Raw genomic sequence first — 17,961 nt, forward strand, 5'->3', positions numbered from 1 at the left:
GAAATGTCCGCGCCTAGTGACTTGGTACCGCTTCAACCGGGCGACCGTGCGCCGAACCTGGTGCTTGACGCCATTACCCAGGAAGGCAAGATCGCGCTCGATGACTTTCGCGGGCAAAAACCAGTGCTGGTCGGCCTGTTTCGAGGTCTGCATTGTGCCTTCTGCCGGCGCCACATCGCCGCCCAGGCGCGGCTTGATCCGGAGCTGCGTGAAAGGGGCGTGGAGAGCCTGACGGTGGTCAACACGCCGATCGAACGAGCGCGTCTCTATTTCCGCTACCACCCGATGCCGAACCTGCTTGCGGCCTCCGACCCTGAACGCGCTTCACATCGTGCTTTTGGACTACCCAATCTCGAATTCACCCAAAACGAGACGAACTGGCCGTACAAGGTCTCGATGGCAGCAGCAAAGGATATGCGGGTCGACATACCAGGCGAGTTGCCCGGTCCCATGGATCCTTTTGCAGCGAGCGAAATCCTCGATAGGAAGGACCCTTACGAAGTGACCGAAGCCGACGAACAGATGATCGCAACAGGACACGGACAATTGGTCGGTCAATTCCTGCTGGACAGGCAGGGAATTGTCCGCTGGAGTTTCACGGAGGTTCCGGAGGGGGGGCGATACATGTTTGGGGCGCCCAACCCGAAGGAACTGATGTCAGCTGTGTCGCAAGTCGCCCAATGAGGTCCCGTTTGATCAAATCTTCACGTTAATAATTTGCGGCTTGAGATGCAGTGCGCTCCAGCGCCGGCAAGCGACAATCAGGCTGGGAGCCGCCACATTCGTACACGACCTGCACCACGCAATTCCGTTTCCTCAAGTGGATCGCAAGCAAATTTTGGTCCCAGCAGTTGGCGCGTTGCATCGGAAATACGGATTTCACTGGGCTCCGCGGACGTTTGAATACGCGAGGCGAGATTAACGGTCTCGCCCCACAAGTCATAGGCGAACCGTCTTTTGCCTATGACGCCAGCGACGATCGGTCCCGAGTGAATTCCAATTCTCAGTCTTATCGGTTCTCCTGCGAAGCTCTCGCGTTTGACCGCCTTGCGCAGTTCAACTGCGTAGTGCGCGAGGGCTTGTGCATGATCGGATCGCGCGGTGGGCAGGCCCGCGACCACCATCACACAATCGCCGATTGTCTTGATCTTTTCGCAGCCGTGCCGTTCCGAGAGCCGATCCGCCGCCTTGAAGAAGTAATTCAAGATAGCGAGCGTCGTCACCGCTCCGACGCTGCGCGCTCTTTCCGTAAAACCGACGATATCGGCAAAAAGCACACTCACCTCTGCGTGGTTGTCTGCAATTTTCTTGTGCGCTTTCAACCGCTCCGCGATCGACGCCGGAAGAATGTTGAGGAGCAGGGATTCGGCGCGCTGGTATTCACGCGACAATCCCTCCTGACTCTTCCTCAACGCCTCATTGGCCGAATGTAACTTCTCGTTGAGTTGGCGCTCCCTCTCTTGCAGAAGAGTCATTTCATAAGCCTTCTGTTGAAGCCGCTGCTTGTTGTCGCGTTCGGCAGTGGCATCAAGAAAGAGCAGCCACACGCAGTCATCATCAGCAAAAAGATGAAGGTCCGCGACACGCCCGCTGGGCAGTTCGACCATAGGCATATGAAATGGAAGCTCCGGGCAAGGCAGCAAACCTTCCATGAATTCAAGCTGATCGGCAACAGGCTTACCGATGCGAAGGGATGAGAGCCCGTAATGTTTAACGTTACCGCCCTTCGCCGCTGTCCGCAGCTGGGCGTCAATTTTCACATACGCAATAGCACGCTCGTTGTAGAAGAAATCGTAAATCCAGTTTCCGATCTCTCTTGGCAATCTTTGCATGGTCTATTTGGTGACCATCGAAGCGAGTTTAAGAAACGCATCATCGACATGCTCACCCGAGAGCGCACTTGTCAGATAGACCTGCCATCCGCGTTGCCTCAGTTCGTCGATTTCTCTATCCGGTATTACCCACCGATCGGCCAGATCAGATTTGTTGAAAAGCAATACGAACGGCATAGCACCGAATTCAGCCTCGACCCGCTCGCGCAGCGTGAGCGCGGCGGTAAGGGTAGCGGCGCGGGTTCCATCGACGACAAGCACGAGGCCTGTCGCACCTCGCACATGGCTGACGCGGAAAGAGCCGATATCATCTTCGCCGGCCAAATCCCATAAAATCAGATCCACTGTTTTGTCCGGGAGTGCGACACTCTTTTTGTCGATTTTCACTCCCACCGTGGTCAAGTAGGTCTCTGAAAAGATGCTTTTCACAAACCTGCGAACCAGGCTCGTCTTTCCAACAGAGAACCCGCCCAACATACAGATCTTTTTTTGCAACATCTTGGGCTCCGACCTAGTCCAGGTTTACCGTAACGGAAACCCGGCGATTGGTGGAGCTACCAGCCTGACTATTTTCAGGCACCGCCGGTTCAAAGGTGCCCGCGCCCCGAACCAGCAGCAGTTCCGGGGCGACGCCGCGCTTGTTGAGAAGCGCACGAACTGTCTCGGCACGGGCGGCGCTGATCGACGCGTTGGCCGTCTCACGGCCCGTGGTGTCCGAATGGCCGGTCAACATGAACCGCGCAGTTACGCCTGACTTGCGGGCACTTTGGGCGAATTCCTTTATTTGATCCGCCAATCTGTCGAGAACCGGCGTCTGCTCTGGTCCCGGCACAACTTTGCCGGAAGAGAAGAAAATATCGGTCGTCTGGATGGCCTCTCTCAAATGATTGAGCTCTGCAAGGTCCAGTTCACGCAGCTGCGAGACATCCAGAACCACTCCGTCCGCCGAAAGTTGTTCAGCGGCGGCCTGCGCCCGGTTGATCCAGGCGGCAGGAGCCTCGCCCACGACAACGATGCGACCCTGGATGATCGAAAGTCGGACCGATTTCGGCGGCGTCAGCGACGCCGTCAGCCGCTTCACCACAAACTTCGGATCAAGGCTCTGGTAGAATTGCCACTGTGAATGAACGCGGGCAGGATCGACCTCCGTTCCGGACAGCAGAGCTTGCGGGTCGGCGGCAAGCGGGTCTCGCAGGCCGGAAATATAGAAATGTCCACCCCTGGTCGATTGTTGGGCGACGACAATTCCCGGTTGGGCCTCAAGTCGCGACACATAATACTGCCAGTGCTCCGCCGCGCGTGCTTCGGGACTGACATCACGAACCTTGGAAATGTCGAATTCCGGTCCGCCTGCCGAAAGCTGCCGAGCCGCTGCGCGCGCCCGATCTATCCAGGTGTCGGGAGCCTCGCCCTCGGCAATAATGCGATTATTGACGATCGAAAGTCGTACTGTATCTGGCGGATACAGCGACGCCGTCAGCCGTTTCAACACGAACTCCGGCTCAAGGCTCTGATAGAATTGCCATTGTGAATGAACCCGGGCGGGATCGACCTGCGTTCCAGACAACAGCGACTGAGGGTCGTCGGCAAGCGGGTCTCTCAGGCCGGCAATATAGAATTGGCCGTCGCGTATTTTTTGTTGTGCAACGATGATGCCCGGCTGGGCCTCCAGTCGCGACACGTAGGCCTGCCAGCGCTTCGCCTCGAGTACTTCGGGGGTTACGTCACGAACCTTTGAGATGTCGAATTCCGGTCCGCCTGCCGAAAGCTGTCGGGCCGCTGCACGCGCCCGATCTATCCAGGTGTCGGGGGCCTCACCCTCGGCAACGATGCGCTCATTGTCGATTGATAGTCGTACTGAATCCGGCGGAGCCAGCGACGCCTTCAGCCGCTTCAGCACGAACTCCGGTTCAAGGCTCTGATAGAATTGCCACTGCGAATGAACCTGGGCGGGATCGACCTCAGTTCCAGACAACAGGGTCTGCGGGTCGGCGGCAAGCGGGTCTCTCAGGCCGGCAATATAGAATTGGCCGTCGCGCGCCTGTTGTTCGGCAACGATGATGCCCGGCTGGGCCTCCAGTCGCGACACGTAAGCCTGCCAGCGCGATACATAAGCTTGCCAGCGCTGCGCTGATTGCCAGGAAAGAAAGTACCAACCGCCTGCCAGACTCAAAAGCAGCAGGGCAACGGCCGCCACCAGCCACGGAAATCCCTCGTTTGATTCCTCCTGCTTGAGCTCGACGCAGGTCTGCAACTGCGCCTCTACGCTGGCCAACTGCGAACCGTCGCCGTCAAACTGCTCTAAAGCCTGTGAGGATTCCTCATGGATGCGAAGCAATACATCGCGAAGTATTTCATGCAATCCCTCTGGCGGATTTCCCCGGATCACCGAAACCAGGGTCGCAAACGGTCCAACTTCTGACCAGAGACGAAGGTCGCCAAAACGAATTGTGTCCAGGCCGCTCTGCTCTTTCTCGTTAAATGAGTCCTTCACAAAATCCTGAATTGCACTAAGCATCGAAGAGATGAGTTGAGGATCTTCGCTCGTTGCATTATCGGCGGTTACATGCGCTATCAAAAGACCGGAATTGCGGTGAATGAGAAAGGCATGCTCTATACGATAAACAAGAGAGTGCTTAAGAACAACTTCCGAAAAGCTTGCTCCTGTCCTCCAAGATTCAAATCTCCACTTGAGCCCATGCCAGGTAAATATATGTCTTAGAGTTTCGTTCAGCGACTGAAAGGTCTGGTCGATCTTTTCCCCGATCGACTTGCGAATTGCCGGCAGAAACACCGGGTATAATATATCCGTCAGTGTGCGCGGGCTCTTCTGGATTGACCGTTGCACAGCCCTTTCGACAGCAGGCGCAAGCGCCTCGCCGAGCTGCGCATGAGGCGCTCGCGCGGCCGCACTGGGAAGAATGTCGCCCACTGCTGCCGCAAGCTGCTCGGGTTCGTCCAGCAGATGCGTAACTCGTGAAAGCTCCGAAATTTCGCGGCTGACCAGCAACTGGCGCAGCGTTTCCATGCGAGGATCGGCGGTTGGGACTCCGTCGAAACGCGCACGATAGTCCGGATCAACGTTCCGGGCAATTTCGACCAAAAGACGAGCCAGAGCCTCGCGATCAATTTCTGTATCGTTCGAGGCTGTTCTTTGTGGAAGACTGATTGGGTCGACGGTTGACGTCAAGGTCCCATCAACTCACTTTCCAGCTACGATCCGAGTTGCCCTTGCTGCCGACGGGATCCTGATTCAGACATTTCGCAACCTCTACAAACAGGCCAGCCAAAAGATTTCGGTCGGTCTTAACGTTGCTGAGATCGGCAAACATTTTCTCAATCAGCATCTGAACGCCTTCATTCTTCTGCTTGATTTCCTCACGCAGCAAATGATCGTTTCGATTTATCCGGTCCGAAACGTCCCGCTCAAGCGCGCTCAATTGATCCGACAACGCACGCACCTGCTTTTCAAGTGCCTGGTTTTGCTCGCGAAGATTCCGGTCAATCTCCTTGTCGGCATCGGCTCGTGAGTCTTTTTCGTTCCGCAATTGCGCCGCGAGCGAATCGATCTGTTTCTTTGCATTTGACTCGTACATCTCAAGATTGCGCTTGGCTTCGGATTCGACATCCTTGAAGCGTTGCAACACCCGTTCTTCAAGCTTGGAAAAACGGCGGTCATAGTCCTGCATCTGGTTGCCGAACAGCAGATCGCGTATCTTGTCGACACCTACGGCGTCGCCGGCGCCCCCGTTTTCGCGAACCTGGGCCGCCATGAAGTTCAGCCCGCTTCCGTCTGCATTACCAATCAAATTTGCGTCCGCCTTGTTTGCGGAGGAAACGGCACTCGAAGTACTCGAAGATTCCTTGGCCATCCTTATACCCCTCTATTTGAACACCTGCCACAGTGCAGAGACCCATAAACAGATGAAGATGCCAGCAAAATCCGCGACCTGCAAGCCGGAATCTTCTTGGCGCAAGCCAATTTGGGTGCTCTTTTTACACCTCTTGCACTGGCAGAAAAAGCACCAGTACCGCTAGGTGTTGCTCTCGCCCCTCTCTGTGATAGCAACCATAGCCATTTAACCTAATTGGTTATCGGGCGAAATCTACTATGAAGCCGGGTGATACAATGGCATTATGTATATCTATTTAGACAGATTTAAGTAACAAGTTTTTATTAGAAATTGCTAAAATAGCTGTTCCAGCGGGCAGCATATTGCCTCTCGCTCCGCTATATACTGCCACCATCAGCTTCCGGCGCGAGCTCAACAGTAGAAGGAGAATCTTCTTTTCACACGAGGAATCGCCGATCGAGGCTGCAGCCCGGAAACGCGGTGTTTCGGTCGATATGAGAGAGCAATAGGTCCCAATAGCTGGCAGTTATTCAACCAAAACTTCAGTGGGCTTGCATTGTTGCGTCGTCGATTGCAAAGGACGCCAGTTTGCCATAGCCAGGTGCCAGGGACCGCAGCTTGTGGTCATGGTGCCGATTTCAGGGATCGACATGAGTATGCGGCATGCTTGGTTTTGACGTGCATCTGCGACAGCCGGCGCCCGATCTCGGCGGCACGGATGAAATGCTGCGCCAGGCTTCTAACGTCGCTAGCAGGACAGGAGCAAGCTCGCCCTGCAGCCAAATGGAGGCGCGACGGCTCGGAAGAGTTCACGGCAGACTGTTTGGACGCAGCATCCTCGATGACCGTTTCCTTTGGCGGGAAATCGCCGGCTATGTCTTGGGACTCTTGTACCTTCGAACCAGGCGTGGGTAAGACGGCATGGCGCATAATCCATTGGTTTCAATCGTGGTTCCTGCGCACAACGCAGAGGTAACGCTGGCGCGCGCACTCGATTGCCTCCTCGATCAGGAAATCGTGGATTGGGAGGCGATCATCGTCGACGACGCCTCCACGGACCGCACCCCCGCGATCATTGCCGGTTATGTGGAGCAAGATGCCCGATTTCGGACGTTGAGTTCTTGCGCGCATGGCCCCGCCGGCGCGCGCAATAGCGGGATTTCGGCGGCGCGCGGCCACTGGCTCATGTTTCTGGATGCACACGATTGGGTAGACGCCAGCTTCCTCGCGAAAATGCTAGCCGCACTGGAGGCCGCGCCCGATTCAGTGGCCGCCTATTGCGGCTCTCAGTGCGTGATGCCCGATGGCGAACTTATTCCGTTGAGCGTCTCGTCAGAGGTTGCGGTCCAGCCCTTTGAAACATTTGCCCGCCGGTGTGCCATCGCCACTCACGCGCTGCTGGTCGACCGAGAGACAATCGTCGAGTTAGGCGGTTTCGATGTGTCGCTGCGCACATGCGAGGACTGGGATCTGTGGCAGCGCCTCGCCCGTCTCGGCAGCAATTGGGTAATGGTCGACGAGCCGCTCGCCTTTTACCGGGCTAGCTCCAACTCGCTCACCCGCAATTCATCTCAGATGCTGGCCGACGCGGAAATCGTGATCGCCCGTGGCTTCTCTGCCGACTCCAGAGTCAAACACCCGGTGACTATCCACGCCAACGGAGCGAACTCGGCGGATGGCCGCACCGCTTCCGAAGCACTCGCGTGGTTCGCATTTTGGAACGCCGCGTCGGATTGCGGCGGCGGCTCGGGCTCGATCAACCCGCAGTCCCTGCGCGCGCTTCCGGCCGGACGCAAGTGGGCGAGTGAGATCGCCAAGGTAGCCGTCAACGGCCTTGCGGTGGGAAGCCTGTCTGTGCCGGCGCAACTGGCTGCCAGGTGGGGAAGGTTCGGCGGCGCCATCACCGAATTGATTACCGAACTCGGCAAGGTCTGGGCCAATCCCGCGGCGGCTCGCCGCATCCAGTATCAGCTTGAGCAAATGCTTCTCGACGCCGACGATCTTGGCGCGCCGCGCAGGCTGGCGCGAACACTTGGAATCCGCGTCGACGCTCGAAATCCGACCTCGACTGAACTGCCGGAAGGAATCGACCAAATCTATGCCTACCTGATGATGGATGGCCACATCGAGGCCGTCGTACAATTCGGCGTGCTCGGGACAGTGACAAGGGATCATTGGATTGAACTGATCCGGAATTTCGCACCGCAAAAAGAGGCTGGCGCCAACACTCCGAACACGCTTCCAGCCGGGGCATTGTCAGGCACAGCCGAACGCGGGCCTGATCCGGACAGCCACTTCGGCAAACTCGCGCGATTGGCCGCGCAAGCGCGGGAGTTGGTCCGGTCGAGCGCCGAACCAGCCGAGCCTTCCGCCGCGCCGCGGCGTGCACGGGTCAGGCACGACGAGGATCGCACGTCGTTCTGGAATGGCTATTTCGCGACCGAGGATCCCTGGAACTACGGTTCGTCCTATGAGCAGGAAAAATACGAGCGGCAACTCGAAATCCTGCCTGCCGGCCCCATCGGACGGGCGCTTGAGCTGGCCTGCGCGGAGGGCCATTTCACGCGGCAGCTGGCGCCGCGAGTGGGCCATCTGACCGCAACCGACATCTCCGCCATAGCCGTCGGACGGGCCCGCGCGCGATGCAGCGATCAGCCGAATATTGAATTCGGCGTACTGGATTTCTCCGCCGACACGCTGCCGGGTGAGATGGATCTGATCTTCTGTTCGGAAGTGCTCTACTATCTGGATGATCTCGCCGAGTTGCGGCGCATTGCCAAAAAATTCGCAGAGGCGTTGGCGCCTGGCGGCAGTTTCATCAGCGCCCACGCATTCGTGCTGCGTGACAATGTTGAAAGGACGGGCTTCGACTGGAACACATTCGGGGCACAAGCGATCTCAGAGGCGCTCGCAGCGACCGAAGGTCTCGTCCTCGAGCAGTCGATCCAGACCGAGCTCTATCGCATAGACCGCTTCCGCCGCCTGTCACCGGACGATGTGGTGACGGAACCGAGGATTGATCATGCGCCGATCCGCGCGCCTATCGGACTCGGTGTCGCCCGAAATATCGTCTGGGGCGGGGCGCGGGCCTTGCGCCGCGACGTCGCGCGCAGCGAGCGGCGGCCACGTATCCCTGTCCTCATGTACCACAGCGTCGCCGAAGAAGGTCCGGCCGCCCTCGCCCGTTTTCGGCTAACGCCCGCCGCATTCGCCAGCCAGATGGCATGGCTGCGCGCCAATGGCTTTCACGCAACCACATCCGAGCAACTGGAACGGTCCATCGCCAACCGTCAGCCTTTCGCTGGCCGCCCAGTGCTCATCACCTTCGATGACGGCTTCCAGAATTTTGCCGACCATGCCTGGCCAACCTTGCGCGCGAACGACCTGACCGCGGAAGTGTTCCTGGTGACTGACCTGGTGGGTGAAAGCGCGCAGTGGGATTCCGTAAACGGTCCGCCGACGCAGCTTATGGATGCCGGGACGGTGCGGCGGCTCGCCGCCGAAGGTGCGTTCTTCGGAAGCCATCTCGCGACGCATCGCGCGATCGATGGTCTGTCGAGTTCTGACTTGGCCGCCGAACTGCTGCGCTCTCGTATGTTCATCGAACGTTGGACCGGTCGGCCAATCTCGGCGTTCGCGGCACCCTTCTCTGTCACCGACCGACGGCTCGGCAGACTGGCCAAGGAGTCCGGCTATCGGATCGGCTTCGGCAGCAGACACGGGCCGGCGGACCTTAATTGCGATCCCATCGACCTCCCACGCATCGAGATTCGCGGGGATCGCTCGCTCGACGAGTTTGTCGCCACCGTCGAGGCCATGCTCGATTAAACGGTGAATTTGTCACGGTCATCGGTCCCGCTCACGTGCGCAAGATCGACGAAACGCTCCGCACTCGCCAGACTGCCGCGATCGCTCGATGTCACCCCGAGATCGGAATGACCTGCCCCGGCGGCTGAGTAAACACTGCCAAAATACCCGGCGCATCAGCATATTCAAGCGTGGCATGCGTGGCACCTATCAGCCCTGCGCAGAAAGCATCTGCACCGCTACGTCTCCGAAAATGGCTTCCGCCATAATTCACGCGCAGCCCCTGGCATGAACGACGATGCGTGGGCCGGTCGCAGCCTTGATGGTATCGTCGGCAAACGCTCGGGTTACTTCATACGGAAGCGACGCCGCTTAAGCCGACCCAGTGCAGGCTAACTGTATTCGGTAGCCGCTTTTCCCGAGCAGATGGATTTCAGATTACGAGCAAATAAGTAAACGTCTCCGAAGTAGTTCGGATACATTTCAGCAAGCTTTTCTTTCTTATCCACCTCGACCAAGACAGCCTTCACCTCACTGCCCCTTAGCTCGATTTTTTGCTCGATCTCTTTCAATTTTCGCGCGCCCGATATAATTGACCTGAAATGATCGATAGTCAGTATATTATCTTTCCCATATTGAAGCAAATAGTATCGAGTTTTTTCCGCTTGCTTTATAAAATTCTCTTGGCATCTGGTAGTATCCTTGATTCTTTTTAGTATGCCGATCGCATCTATACGCTTGTTGAGATCCCGCAATTCTCGAACCCGGTCATTGTGATCCGGAATACTTACATGAACGGGGCACTGCTCAACGTGCGCGAATTCCGCCGACATAAGCTGGAAAAGGCGAAGCCAATCTTGGTCGCCCTCTCCGTGCTTCAAATCCTGGCCCCGGAATAGCCCGACAGCCTCAACCGCAGTTGCCCATGAGTGCTGAAGCTTGGTACGAACTTGCAACTCGATGCGTCGTCCGTCGAAAGCCTCGGTGTCGGCATCTCGGGATCGGTATTTGAAAACAACATGGTGACTTCGATACCCGTCCGGCTTCGGCTCATCGATATAGTTAAACTCCCTAGAGTGGATATCATGGGGGAACTTGTCTCGCATCGATGCGAGAAGCGAGCGAACACCTTTGATATCGGCCATGATCGCCCGGCAACCGCCGATGTCGTTCATGGTGTCCAAATTGGTGGTGGACTCTCGAAGCTTCCGACGAATGGATGCCATGCGCTTTGGCCGGGATGCCATGTCGCCCTCCAGTCGCAGGGCTCTTATGTGATGACGGACAGAGAACCGAACGCTGCGCATCGGCAGAAAGTGCGAGTCGCGCCAGCTATTGGCGATTGAAAAGATTTCGAGTGCGTCCACATACTGGCCGACAGTGATGTCTCGTCCGAACTGAATAGGTTTTGCCAGCCGGTCGCCTGCCTTGCGAACGGCTTTCATGCTGTAGGCAAGGCGCGGGTACTCAGTCATTGGAGCCAAGAAGTCATGGTGGCCCGCCTCATTCTGGACTGGCGGGACTATCGCAGGGGAATCAGATCCCAAGAGTCATATCCGTTTGGGTAAGCGAAGTACCATAGCGCGCGACATCGTATCTCCGCGAGCGAGATACCGTCTCGGCCGTATCTGCATAGATCGCGCCCCTGGACATGACGCGGACGTACATGCCGCCACGCTCAGGCGGCTTTCCACTACAGCCATCGCCGCCGCCGACACCGAACCATCGCCACCGCACACGACCACAAGGTCGGCCATTTGGCGCAGGCGAACTATGTCACTGGCAATCTCCGGCAAGACCTCGACCGGGGCGGATTTCAGATCGTCCTTCGGCGCGGCGCTTTGATGCTCCGGAACGTCGCCGGCGTCCCGCTGGAGCCTGCGACAGAAGATGCGCTCAAGCCCATTGCCGGAGAGATTTAAATCGGCAGGGCCAGATCGGCCTGGCTCCTGTAAAATCTGGAGCCGAGTCGCGATTGGCCGGAACCAAACAGAACAGCCGTAATTATCAGCCGAAGGGACCGCAACCGCATAGGAAGCGGAACGATGGCTGAAATTCTTGATTTCGAACTTGGCAGTTCAAGGTTGCGCGTCAAACGCGCCGAGAAATCGTTGAAGCGCGCAAAGGAAGAAACGGACAGGAAAAATGGCGTGGTGAATATCGCCCTGTGCTGCAGGATCCGGGCAGCTCAACAGCGCGTGACGGAGGCCGCGGGAGCGCCAGACCGATATCTATACGTGGGCGGCCTCCAAATCACCCCGAATGGACATGAAATGGCGAGGAGTTGCCGTCATGACAATACTGTTTGAGCCGCTGGACTCGGATTACCACAAGCGCAGCGTGCTTTATCACGCCACGCGGTTGTCGATGCTCCACGATCGAATGCTGATGCGTTTCAACAAGGTTGACGAAGCGGCCGACAAGGTTGAAGCCGCAGCGGCCGTGCTGGTCGATGTCACCCACGGCTCTGCCGTCGACGCGTTCCAAGACGCGGTGTTCCGGAATTCGTCGGCAGATTTCCTTCAGATGGAAACAGGCCAGACCCTTGGGCTCTGAACTGAGAGGGATGACGCCAGTGTTTCGGCAGCTAGGGCCGCCTGCGCCCTGCGAGACGGTGTGCAACCGTCAACCCGGAGCGGCCTCCATCGCCGGCGGCCCGCTAACGCCGGCGTTGCTGCCGCAAGTTCGCCGCCCCTTTCGGACGCCTTCATTGTGGTTTGAGTGCGCCGTCGAAAACAGTCTCAAGTTCCCCACTGACGGCCTGACGGACGCGCCCGGACCCTCCGCATTTACTCTTTGGTAACCCTCCCACGTTGGAAGACAAAACGTATCGGCTCCTTTTGCCTTCCATCGTGTTAGGGCTTGGAACAAACCAACGGAGCTGTGAGTAAAATGGCCACCGTAACCAACGCCAAGGGTGTTCCGCTCCCCTATAGTGGGTCCTCCGCAAAGTGGTACTCGGCAACGAATTCGGGCCCGGCCCTCTACGGCAGCATCTATAACGATTCGCTGTATGGCGACGGCAGCGTCAGCGTCACGATGTATGGCGGCAAGGGCGACGATATTTACTACCTGTACTCCGCGAAAAACAAAGCGGTGGAGCTGCCCAACGAGGGCATCGATACGATCTCGACCTGGATGAGCTACAGGCTGCCGGCGAATTTTGAGAATCTGACTGTCACGGGCGATAAACAATATGCCTTCGGAAACGCTCTGAACAATATCATCGTCGGCGGTTCCGGCCAGCAGACGCTCGACGGCTTGAAAGGCGACGATGTTCTCAAGGGTGGCTCCGGCGCTGACATTTTTGTCGTCAAAACGGGCAATGGCAGCGACCTCATTCTCGACTTCGGCGCCGACGACACCGTGCGCGTCGGAGGCTACGGCTTCACCTCCTTCGACCAGGTGCACGCCAACATGGTGCAGTCGGGATCGAACGTCCGACTCACCCTGTCGCCAACCGAGTTTCTCGTCTTCGCCAACAAGACCATCGACCAGTTCAGCGCCAACCAGTTCGATCTCGCCCTGGACAAGTCGCATCTGACGCTCACCTTCTCGGACGAGTTCAATACTTTGAACCTGCACAGCGGTTCTAGCGGGACCTGGGACACGAACTTCTGGTGGGGTGCTCCGAACGGCAGCTCGCTCACCACCAACAGCGAGCTTCAGTGGTATATCGACACCAGCTACGCCCCCACGAGTTCGGTCAACCCGTTCAGCGTCCAGGACGGTGTTCTCACCATTACGGCCGCCCGGGCTCCCGACGCGATCAAGCCCTACATAAACAACTATGATTACACGTCAGGTCTGTTGACGACCTACCATTCCTTCGCACAGACCTACGGTTATTTCGAAATTCGAGCCGACATGCCCGAAAAGCAGGGTGCATGGCCGGCCTTCTGGCTTCTTCCGGCGGATGGCTCCTGGCCGCCGGAACTGGACGCCGTGGAGATGGTCGGCCAGGATCCCAACAAGCTCACCCTGACCAGCCACTCGAATGCGACGGGGTCGCATACGAAAGTGACCTCGACCGTATATGCAGCGGATACCGAAGGGTTCCACAAATATGGGGTGCTTTGGACCCCAAGCGAGCTGGTCTGGTATTTCGACGATGTCGAAGTTGCCCGCGCACCAACGCCTGCCGACATGCACAAGCCAATGTATATGCTGGTCGACCAGGCTGTCGGCGGCATGGCGGGAGCGCCCGCCGACGGGCTTGCCACCCCTTCTGAAATGCACGTCGACTATGTCCATGCCTACGCGCTGAATGATTGGTTCATCTAGGTGCCATGCTGAAAGATGGAGTGAAACCGACACCCTTCGCCAACCGGTCTTGGACGCGTTCATTGCCGCTTGCGCCCGCGCTGGACCCGAGGTGAAGGAAGATGTCTCACATCCATCCATCTGAGCCGCCGCGAACGACGCTCACGGCGATATTCGCTTCCTTTCGCCGGGCATTCGTCGGCATCGCCTTGATGAGCGGGGTCGTCAACGTCCTGGCGCTGACCGGCTCGTTCTTCATGCTGCAGGTCTACGATCGCGTCATTCCCGGCCGCAGCGTGCCGACGTTGGTCGGCCTTTGCGTGTTTGCGGGCACGCTGTTCGTCTTTCAGGGCGTCCTCGAACTGATCCGATCGCGGCTGCTGGTGCGTATCGGCATGGCGCTCGATGCGCGGCTCAGCGGGCAGGTCTACATCGCACTGATGCGTCTGCCGTTGCGCACGAAGCTCACCGGCGATGGCTTGCAATCATTGCGGGACCTCGATCAGGTCCGGTCGTTCCTGTCGAGCGCTGGGCCGACCGCGCTGTTCGACCTGCCTTGGATGCCGCTTTACCTCGCAATCTGTTTCCTGTTCCATTTCTGGATCGGCATGACCGCGCTGCTCGGCGCCGTCATTCTGTTTGGCCTGACCTTGCTTGCGGAGGTGCGCACCAGGCAGCCCGCGAAACGTGCCAACACGCAGGCCGCTGCGCGCAACACGCTGGCGGAGGCGACGCGCCGCAATGTCGAGGTGCTTCAGGCAATGGGTTTTGGCCCACGCATCGCCGAGCGCTGGTCAGGCATCAACGCCGACTATCTCAGCACCAATGCCAAGGCGAGCGATTTGGCGGGGACGCTCGGAACGACATCGAAAGTCGTGCGCATGATGCTTCAATCCGGCATCCTGGCGATCGGCGCCTGGCTCGTCATCCATCAGGAGGCGACGGGCGGCATCATGATCGCCAGCTCGATCATGATGAGCCGAGCGCTGGCACCGATCGAACTCGCGATCGCGCATTGGAAGAGCTTCGTCAGCGCCCGACAGGCCTGGGCGCGCCTGACTCAGCTTCTGGGGCTGCTGCCCGAGGCAGCAACAAGTGTCTCGCTTCCGCCACCGTCGTTTCGCCTCTCGGTAGAGGGCATCAGTGTGGCGCCGCCGGGCGAGCGTCGCCTTGTCGTCCAGGATGCGGGCTTCGTGCTGCAGAAGGGCGCCGGCCTCGGCATCATCGGTCCGAGCGCTTCGGGAAAATCCTCGCTCGTCAGAGCGATCGCCGGTGTCTGGCTGCCAGTGCGCGGTACCGTCAGGCTCGACGGTGCGACGCTCGACCAGTGGTCGTCGGAAGAACTCGGCAAGCATGTCGGTTATCTGCCGCAGGATGTCGAGTTGTTCGATGGCACCATTGCCGAGAACATAGCTCGCTTCGAACCCCAGCCCCCCTCGGACAAGATACTGGCCGCCGCGCGCGCCGCCGGTGTTCATGATCTGGTGGTTCACCTGCCTGAAGGTTATGAAACGCGTATCGGCGAGGCCGGGTCGGCGCTTTCGGCGGGCCAGCGACAGAGGGTCGCCTTGGCGCGTGCTCTCTATGGCGATCCGTTTCTTGTCATACTCGACGAGCCGAATTCCAATCTCGATGCCGACGGCGAAGCCGCCTTGACGGCGGCGATCCAGGGCGTGCGCGACAGAGGCGGCATGGCCATCGTGGTGGCGCATCGCCCGAGTGCATTGCAAAGCCTTGACCAGATCCTTGTCATGACGAACGGCAGTATCCAGGCCTTTGGCCCGAAGAATGAGATCATGACCAAGGTGACCCGCCCCATCAGTGTTCCGTTAAAAGTTGTCTCAAGTCCTGAAGAGGCGGCGCTCTGATGGCGGAGAGGGCGACATCGGTGATCGATCGGACCATTCGACGTTATCTGCTCGGCGGCGTTGCGACCTCCATCCTTCTGGTCGGTGGAGCGGGCAGCCTTGCAGCGGTGACCGACCTCTCCGGCGCAGTCATTGCCTCGGGAAAGCTGGTTGTCGATTCCAGCGTCAAAAAGGTGCAGCATCCAACCGGCGGCGTGGTCGGCCAGATCTTCGTGCGCGAAGGCGATGCCGTGCAAGCGGGACAGGTTTTGATTCATCTCGATGAAACCGTCACCCGCGCCAATCTGGCCATTGTCACCAAGAGCGCGGATGAACTCGATGCCCGCCTGGCACGTCTCAAGGCCGAGCGCGACGGTGCGGACGCCATCGGTTTTCCGCCGTCGCTGATGTCTCGGCGGGACGATCCGGATGTCAGCGGCACAATGGCCGGAGAGCAGTCGCTCTTCGAGTTCCGCCGGCAGGCACGCGCTGGCCAGAAGGCGCAGTTGGCGGAACGTATCTCCCAGCTCGCCGAAGAAGTCTCCGGCCTGACCGAGCAAAAGGACGCCAAGAGCCAGGAAATCAAGCTGATCGGAACCGAGCTCGCGGGCATGCGCACACTATGGCAGCGCAAGCTGGTCTCGATCGATCGCATCACCGCTCTCGAGCGCGAGGCCGTGCGGCTGGAGGCTGAACATGGGCAGCTGACCGCCGCGATAGCGCAGTCGAAAGGCCACACGTCGGAAATCCGCCTGCAAATCATCCAGATCGATCAGGATCTGCGCAGCGAAGTCGCCACCGAACTGCGTGAGGTCCAGGCAAAACTCTCGGAACTCGTCGAACGCAAGGTATCGGCCGAAGACCAGCTCAAGCGCATCGACATTCGCAGCCCGCAGGCCGGCGTCGTCCTTCAGCTTGCCGTACATACGATTGGGGGTGTCATCACTGCGGGCGAACCGGTCATGCTCATCGTGCCGGTCGCGGACCAACTGACCGTCGAAGCCCGTGTCGCGCCACAGGACATCGATCAGCTGAAACAGGGGCAGGAGGCGACGCTGCGGCTTTCGGCCTTCAATCAGCGCACAACGCCTGAACTCAACGGAACCGTCAGCAAGATCTCCGCCGATCTCAGCACCGACGAGCGCACCGGCGCCGGTTATTACACCGTGCATATCGTTTTGCCGCGCACGGAACTTGCCAGACTCAAAAGACTGACCCTGGCGCCCGGCATGCCGGTCGAGGTGTTCTTCTCGACCAGCAGCCGCACGATGCTGTCCTATCTCGTCAAGCCCCTGGCCGATCAGATCCAGCGAGCATTCCGGGAGGAGTGAAACGCGCCCGGGCTGCAACGACCGGCCGCTCCCCGTCGCGAGCTCTTCATTGGGCCTGCCGCCTGCATGATGCTGCCGGCGGGCTCGGGTGTCACAACCGAAATCGATGACCACGACAATCCCTTTTCGAACCGACGTGAGGAACATGCATCCGCAAGCGAAGTTCGGAATTTGCATGGTGTGAGAACACTCCCTCCCTCAAGTCCAAGCTCTGGTGCAGGGCCCGTCCCTGTGACCTCAGCGGCGGGCCTACCTGCAAAAGCCGGCAAGCGTTAAATCTTTTCATAAGGCTGGAACCTGTTTCTGAAATCGAAGTTGGGTTTGCAGCTTGGCTTCCAACCCCGGCCAAGCCTCAAAAGCAAGGCCCGCCGCTGTAGTTGTGTCCTCAGTGGCGGGCCTATTTCGTCTGTCGCCCAATGTTATATAAGTATTTTATAAACTAATAGAACATCCAATGAACGTAAAGGGAGTGAAATGCATGTATCAGACCATTGGATTTCAAGAATAAGACTTTGGTCTGCTAAGAAATAGCCCACCATCAAGGGGCGATAGCGGGCTCTAAAGCCGCTAAAAGCCTCGCGGAATCGGCCGCTATACTGCGATACTTTGACTGTGTCTAATAGTTCTGGATTGTGGATTGTCGGAAACGTACAATCGCCCGTTATTATCCGGCACAACTATTTTCGCGTCAAACGCTCCACGGTCTCAATAATGGCCTTCGCCAGCGCTCGGACTAGCTTCAATGCGGCGCGTTCGCCAATTTCTTCGGTTGCCACAGGGGCATCGATTCCACGTAGCAAAAAGGGAGGTCGGCACGATCAACTACCAAGCACCGGTGACGGTGAGCGTGCCGACCAATCTGGGCACAAAGGTGGCTAAATGACCAGACCTACAAGCTACTGGCAGAATGAAAGCGCAGCAATTAGTCCCGATGGCCTAGACTGCCCGTCAAGCGATTCCGCGATCACACCATAGGCATTAAAGCCGGTCATATATTAGCTTGTGCTTGCGGCGGCCCACCCCCGCC

General features: G+C 58.3%; 12 protein-coding genes and 1 pseudogene. 8 read left to right on the forward strand and 5 right to left on the reverse strand.

What is annotated here, in order from left to right; all coding sequences use genetic code 11:
- The first annotated feature begins 3 nt into the window (after window positions 1–3).
- Entirely contained in the window at window positions 4–684 is a 681-nt protein-coding gene (locus EJ079_RS33075; protein WP_127380484.1) for a redoxin domain-containing protein, read from the forward strand.
- Between the two features lie 77 nt (window positions 685–761).
- Here EJ079_RS33075 and EJ079_RS33080 read toward each other — a convergent pair whose 3' ends face one another.
- Genes EJ079_RS33080 through EJ079_RS33095 form a run of 4 tightly spaced genes read right to left on the reverse strand, consistent with a single transcriptional unit; the run spans window position 762 to window position 5,704 of the window.
- A complete protein-coding gene (locus EJ079_RS33080; RefSeq protein ID WP_127811232.1) occupies window positions 762–1,832 on the reverse strand; it encodes an adenylate/guanylate cyclase domain-containing protein in 1,071 nt (356 codons plus the stop codon).
- A 3-nt stretch (window positions 1,833–1,835) separates the two neighbouring features.
- On the reverse strand, window positions 1,836–2,330 hold the full coding sequence (locus EJ079_RS33085; RefSeq protein WP_023809564.1) for a Rab family GTPase: 495 nt from the start codon (window positions 2,328–2,330) through the stop codon (window positions 1,836–1,838).
- Between the two features lie 13 nt (window positions 2,331–2,343).
- Window positions 2,344–5,022, reverse strand: a complete 2,679-nt coding sequence (locus tag EJ079_RS33090; protein WP_127811233.1) for an OmpA family protein — start codon at window positions 5,020–5,022, stop codon at window positions 2,344–2,346.
- A 7-nt stretch (window positions 5,023–5,029) separates the two neighbouring features.
- Entirely contained in the window at window positions 5,030–5,704 is a 675-nt protein-coding gene (locus tag EJ079_RS33095; protein WP_031212622.1) for a hypothetical protein, read from the reverse strand.
- A gap of 903 nt (window positions 5,705–6,607) precedes the next feature.
- Between EJ079_RS33095 and EJ079_RS33100 the strand changes: the two genes are divergently transcribed.
- Window positions 6,608–9,514: a trifunctional glycosyltransferase/class I SAM-dependent methyltransferase/polysaccharide deacetylase gene (locus tag EJ079_RS33100; RefSeq protein ID WP_127811234.1), complete on the forward strand. Its 2,907-nt coding sequence runs from the start codon at window positions 6,608–6,610 to the stop codon at window positions 9,512–9,514.
- A 157-nt stretch (window positions 9,515–9,671) separates the two neighbouring features.
- Window positions 9,672–9,889: pseudogene (locus tag EJ079_RS34100) on the forward strand (IS1595 family transposase); the annotation flags it as partial.
- Here the strand turns inward: EJ079_RS34100 and EJ079_RS33110 are convergent.
- Window positions 9,886–10,968 (reverse strand): RelA/SpoT domain-containing protein, encoded by a 1,083-nt coding sequence (locus EJ079_RS33110; RefSeq protein ID WP_127811235.1) that lies wholly within the window; start codon window positions 10,966–10,968, stop codon window positions 9,886–9,888. The pseudogene EJ079_RS34100 and the gene EJ079_RS33110 sit on opposite strands and share 4 nt — an antisense overlap.
- Before the next feature lie 570 nt (window positions 10,969–11,538).
- On the opposite strand from EJ079_RS33110, the gene EJ079_RS33120 reads away from it, so the two are divergent.
- From EJ079_RS33120 to EJ079_RS33140, 5 genes are all read left to right on the forward strand, one after another.
- Window positions 11,539–11,802 carry a hypothetical protein gene (locus EJ079_RS33120; protein WP_127811236.1) on the forward strand — a complete coding sequence of 88 codons (264 nt, stop codon included), beginning with the start codon at window positions 11,539–11,541 and terminating at the stop codon, window positions 11,800–11,802.
- Window positions 11,786–12,049, forward strand: coding sequence for a hypothetical protein (locus EJ079_RS33125; RefSeq protein WP_127396655.1), 264 nt, complete (start codon window positions 11,786–11,788; stop codon window positions 12,047–12,049). Before EJ079_RS33120 ends, EJ079_RS33125 begins: the two co-directional genes overlap by 17 nt.
- A gap of 336 nt (window positions 12,050–12,385) precedes the next feature.
- Window positions 12,386–13,777 (forward strand): family 16 glycosylhydrolase, encoded by a 1,392-nt coding sequence (locus EJ079_RS33130; RefSeq protein ID WP_127811237.1) that lies wholly within the window; start codon window positions 12,386–12,388, stop codon window positions 13,775–13,777.
- 101 nt (window positions 13,778–13,878) lie between these two features.
- Complete coding sequence (locus tag EJ079_RS33135; RefSeq protein WP_127811238.1) at window positions 13,879–15,624, forward strand: type I secretion system permease/ATPase; 1,746 nt, start codon at window positions 13,879–13,881, stop codon at window positions 15,622–15,624.
- Window positions 15,624–16,934: an HlyD family type I secretion periplasmic adaptor subunit gene (locus EJ079_RS33140; RefSeq protein ID WP_127811239.1), complete on the forward strand. Its 1,311-nt coding sequence runs from the start codon at window positions 15,624–15,626 to the stop codon at window positions 16,932–16,934. Before EJ079_RS33135 ends, EJ079_RS33140 begins: the two co-directional genes overlap by 1 nt.
- Window positions 16,935–17,961 lie beyond the last annotated feature (1,027 nt).

The organism is Mesorhizobium sp. M7A.F.Ce.TU.012.03.2.1, assembly GCF_004006095.1.
Lineage (GTDB): Bacteria > Pseudomonadota > Alphaproteobacteria > Rhizobiales > Rhizobiaceae > Mesorhizobium.

Excerpts from the sequence above, each read along its gene's own strand:
- EJ079_RS33075 (WP_127380484.1), top strand. The coding sequence starts at position 4 with ATGTCCGCGCCTAGTGACTTGGTACCGCTTCAACCGGGCGACCGTGCG.
- EJ079_RS33080 (WP_127811232.1), bottom strand. The coding sequence starts at position 1,832 with ATGCAAAGATTGCCAAGAGAGATCGGAAACTGGATTTACGATTTCTTC.
- EJ079_RS33085 (WP_023809564.1), bottom strand. The coding sequence starts at position 2,330 with ATGTTGCAAAAAAAGATCTGTATGTTGGGCGGGTTCTCTGTTGGAAAG.
- EJ079_RS33095 (WP_031212622.1), bottom strand. The coding sequence starts at position 5,704 with ATGGCCAAGGAATCTTCGAGTACTTCGAGTGCCGTTTCCTCCGCAAAC.
- EJ079_RS33100 (WP_127811234.1), top strand. The coding sequence starts at position 6,608 with ATGGCGCATAATCCATTGGTTTCAATCGTGGTTCCTGCGCACAACGCA.
- EJ079_RS33110 (WP_127811235.1), bottom strand. The coding sequence starts at position 10,968 with ATGACTGAGTACCCGCGCCTTGCCTACAGCATGAAAGCCGTTCGCAAG.
- EJ079_RS33120 (WP_127811236.1), top strand. The coding sequence starts at position 11,539 with ATGGCTGAAATTCTTGATTTCGAACTTGGCAGTTCAAGGTTGCGCGTC.
- EJ079_RS33125 (WP_127396655.1), top strand. The coding sequence starts at position 11,786 with ATGACAATACTGTTTGAGCCGCTGGACTCGGATTACCACAAGCGCAGC.
- EJ079_RS33130 (WP_127811237.1), top strand. The coding sequence starts at position 12,386 with ATGGCCACCGTAACCAACGCCAAGGGTGTTCCGCTCCCCTATAGTGGG.
- EJ079_RS33135 (WP_127811238.1), top strand. The coding sequence starts at position 13,879 with ATGTCTCACATCCATCCATCTGAGCCGCCGCGAACGACGCTCACGGCG.
- EJ079_RS33140 (WP_127811239.1), top strand. The coding sequence starts at position 15,624 with ATGGCGGAGAGGGCGACATCGGTGATCGATCGGACCATTCGACGTTAT.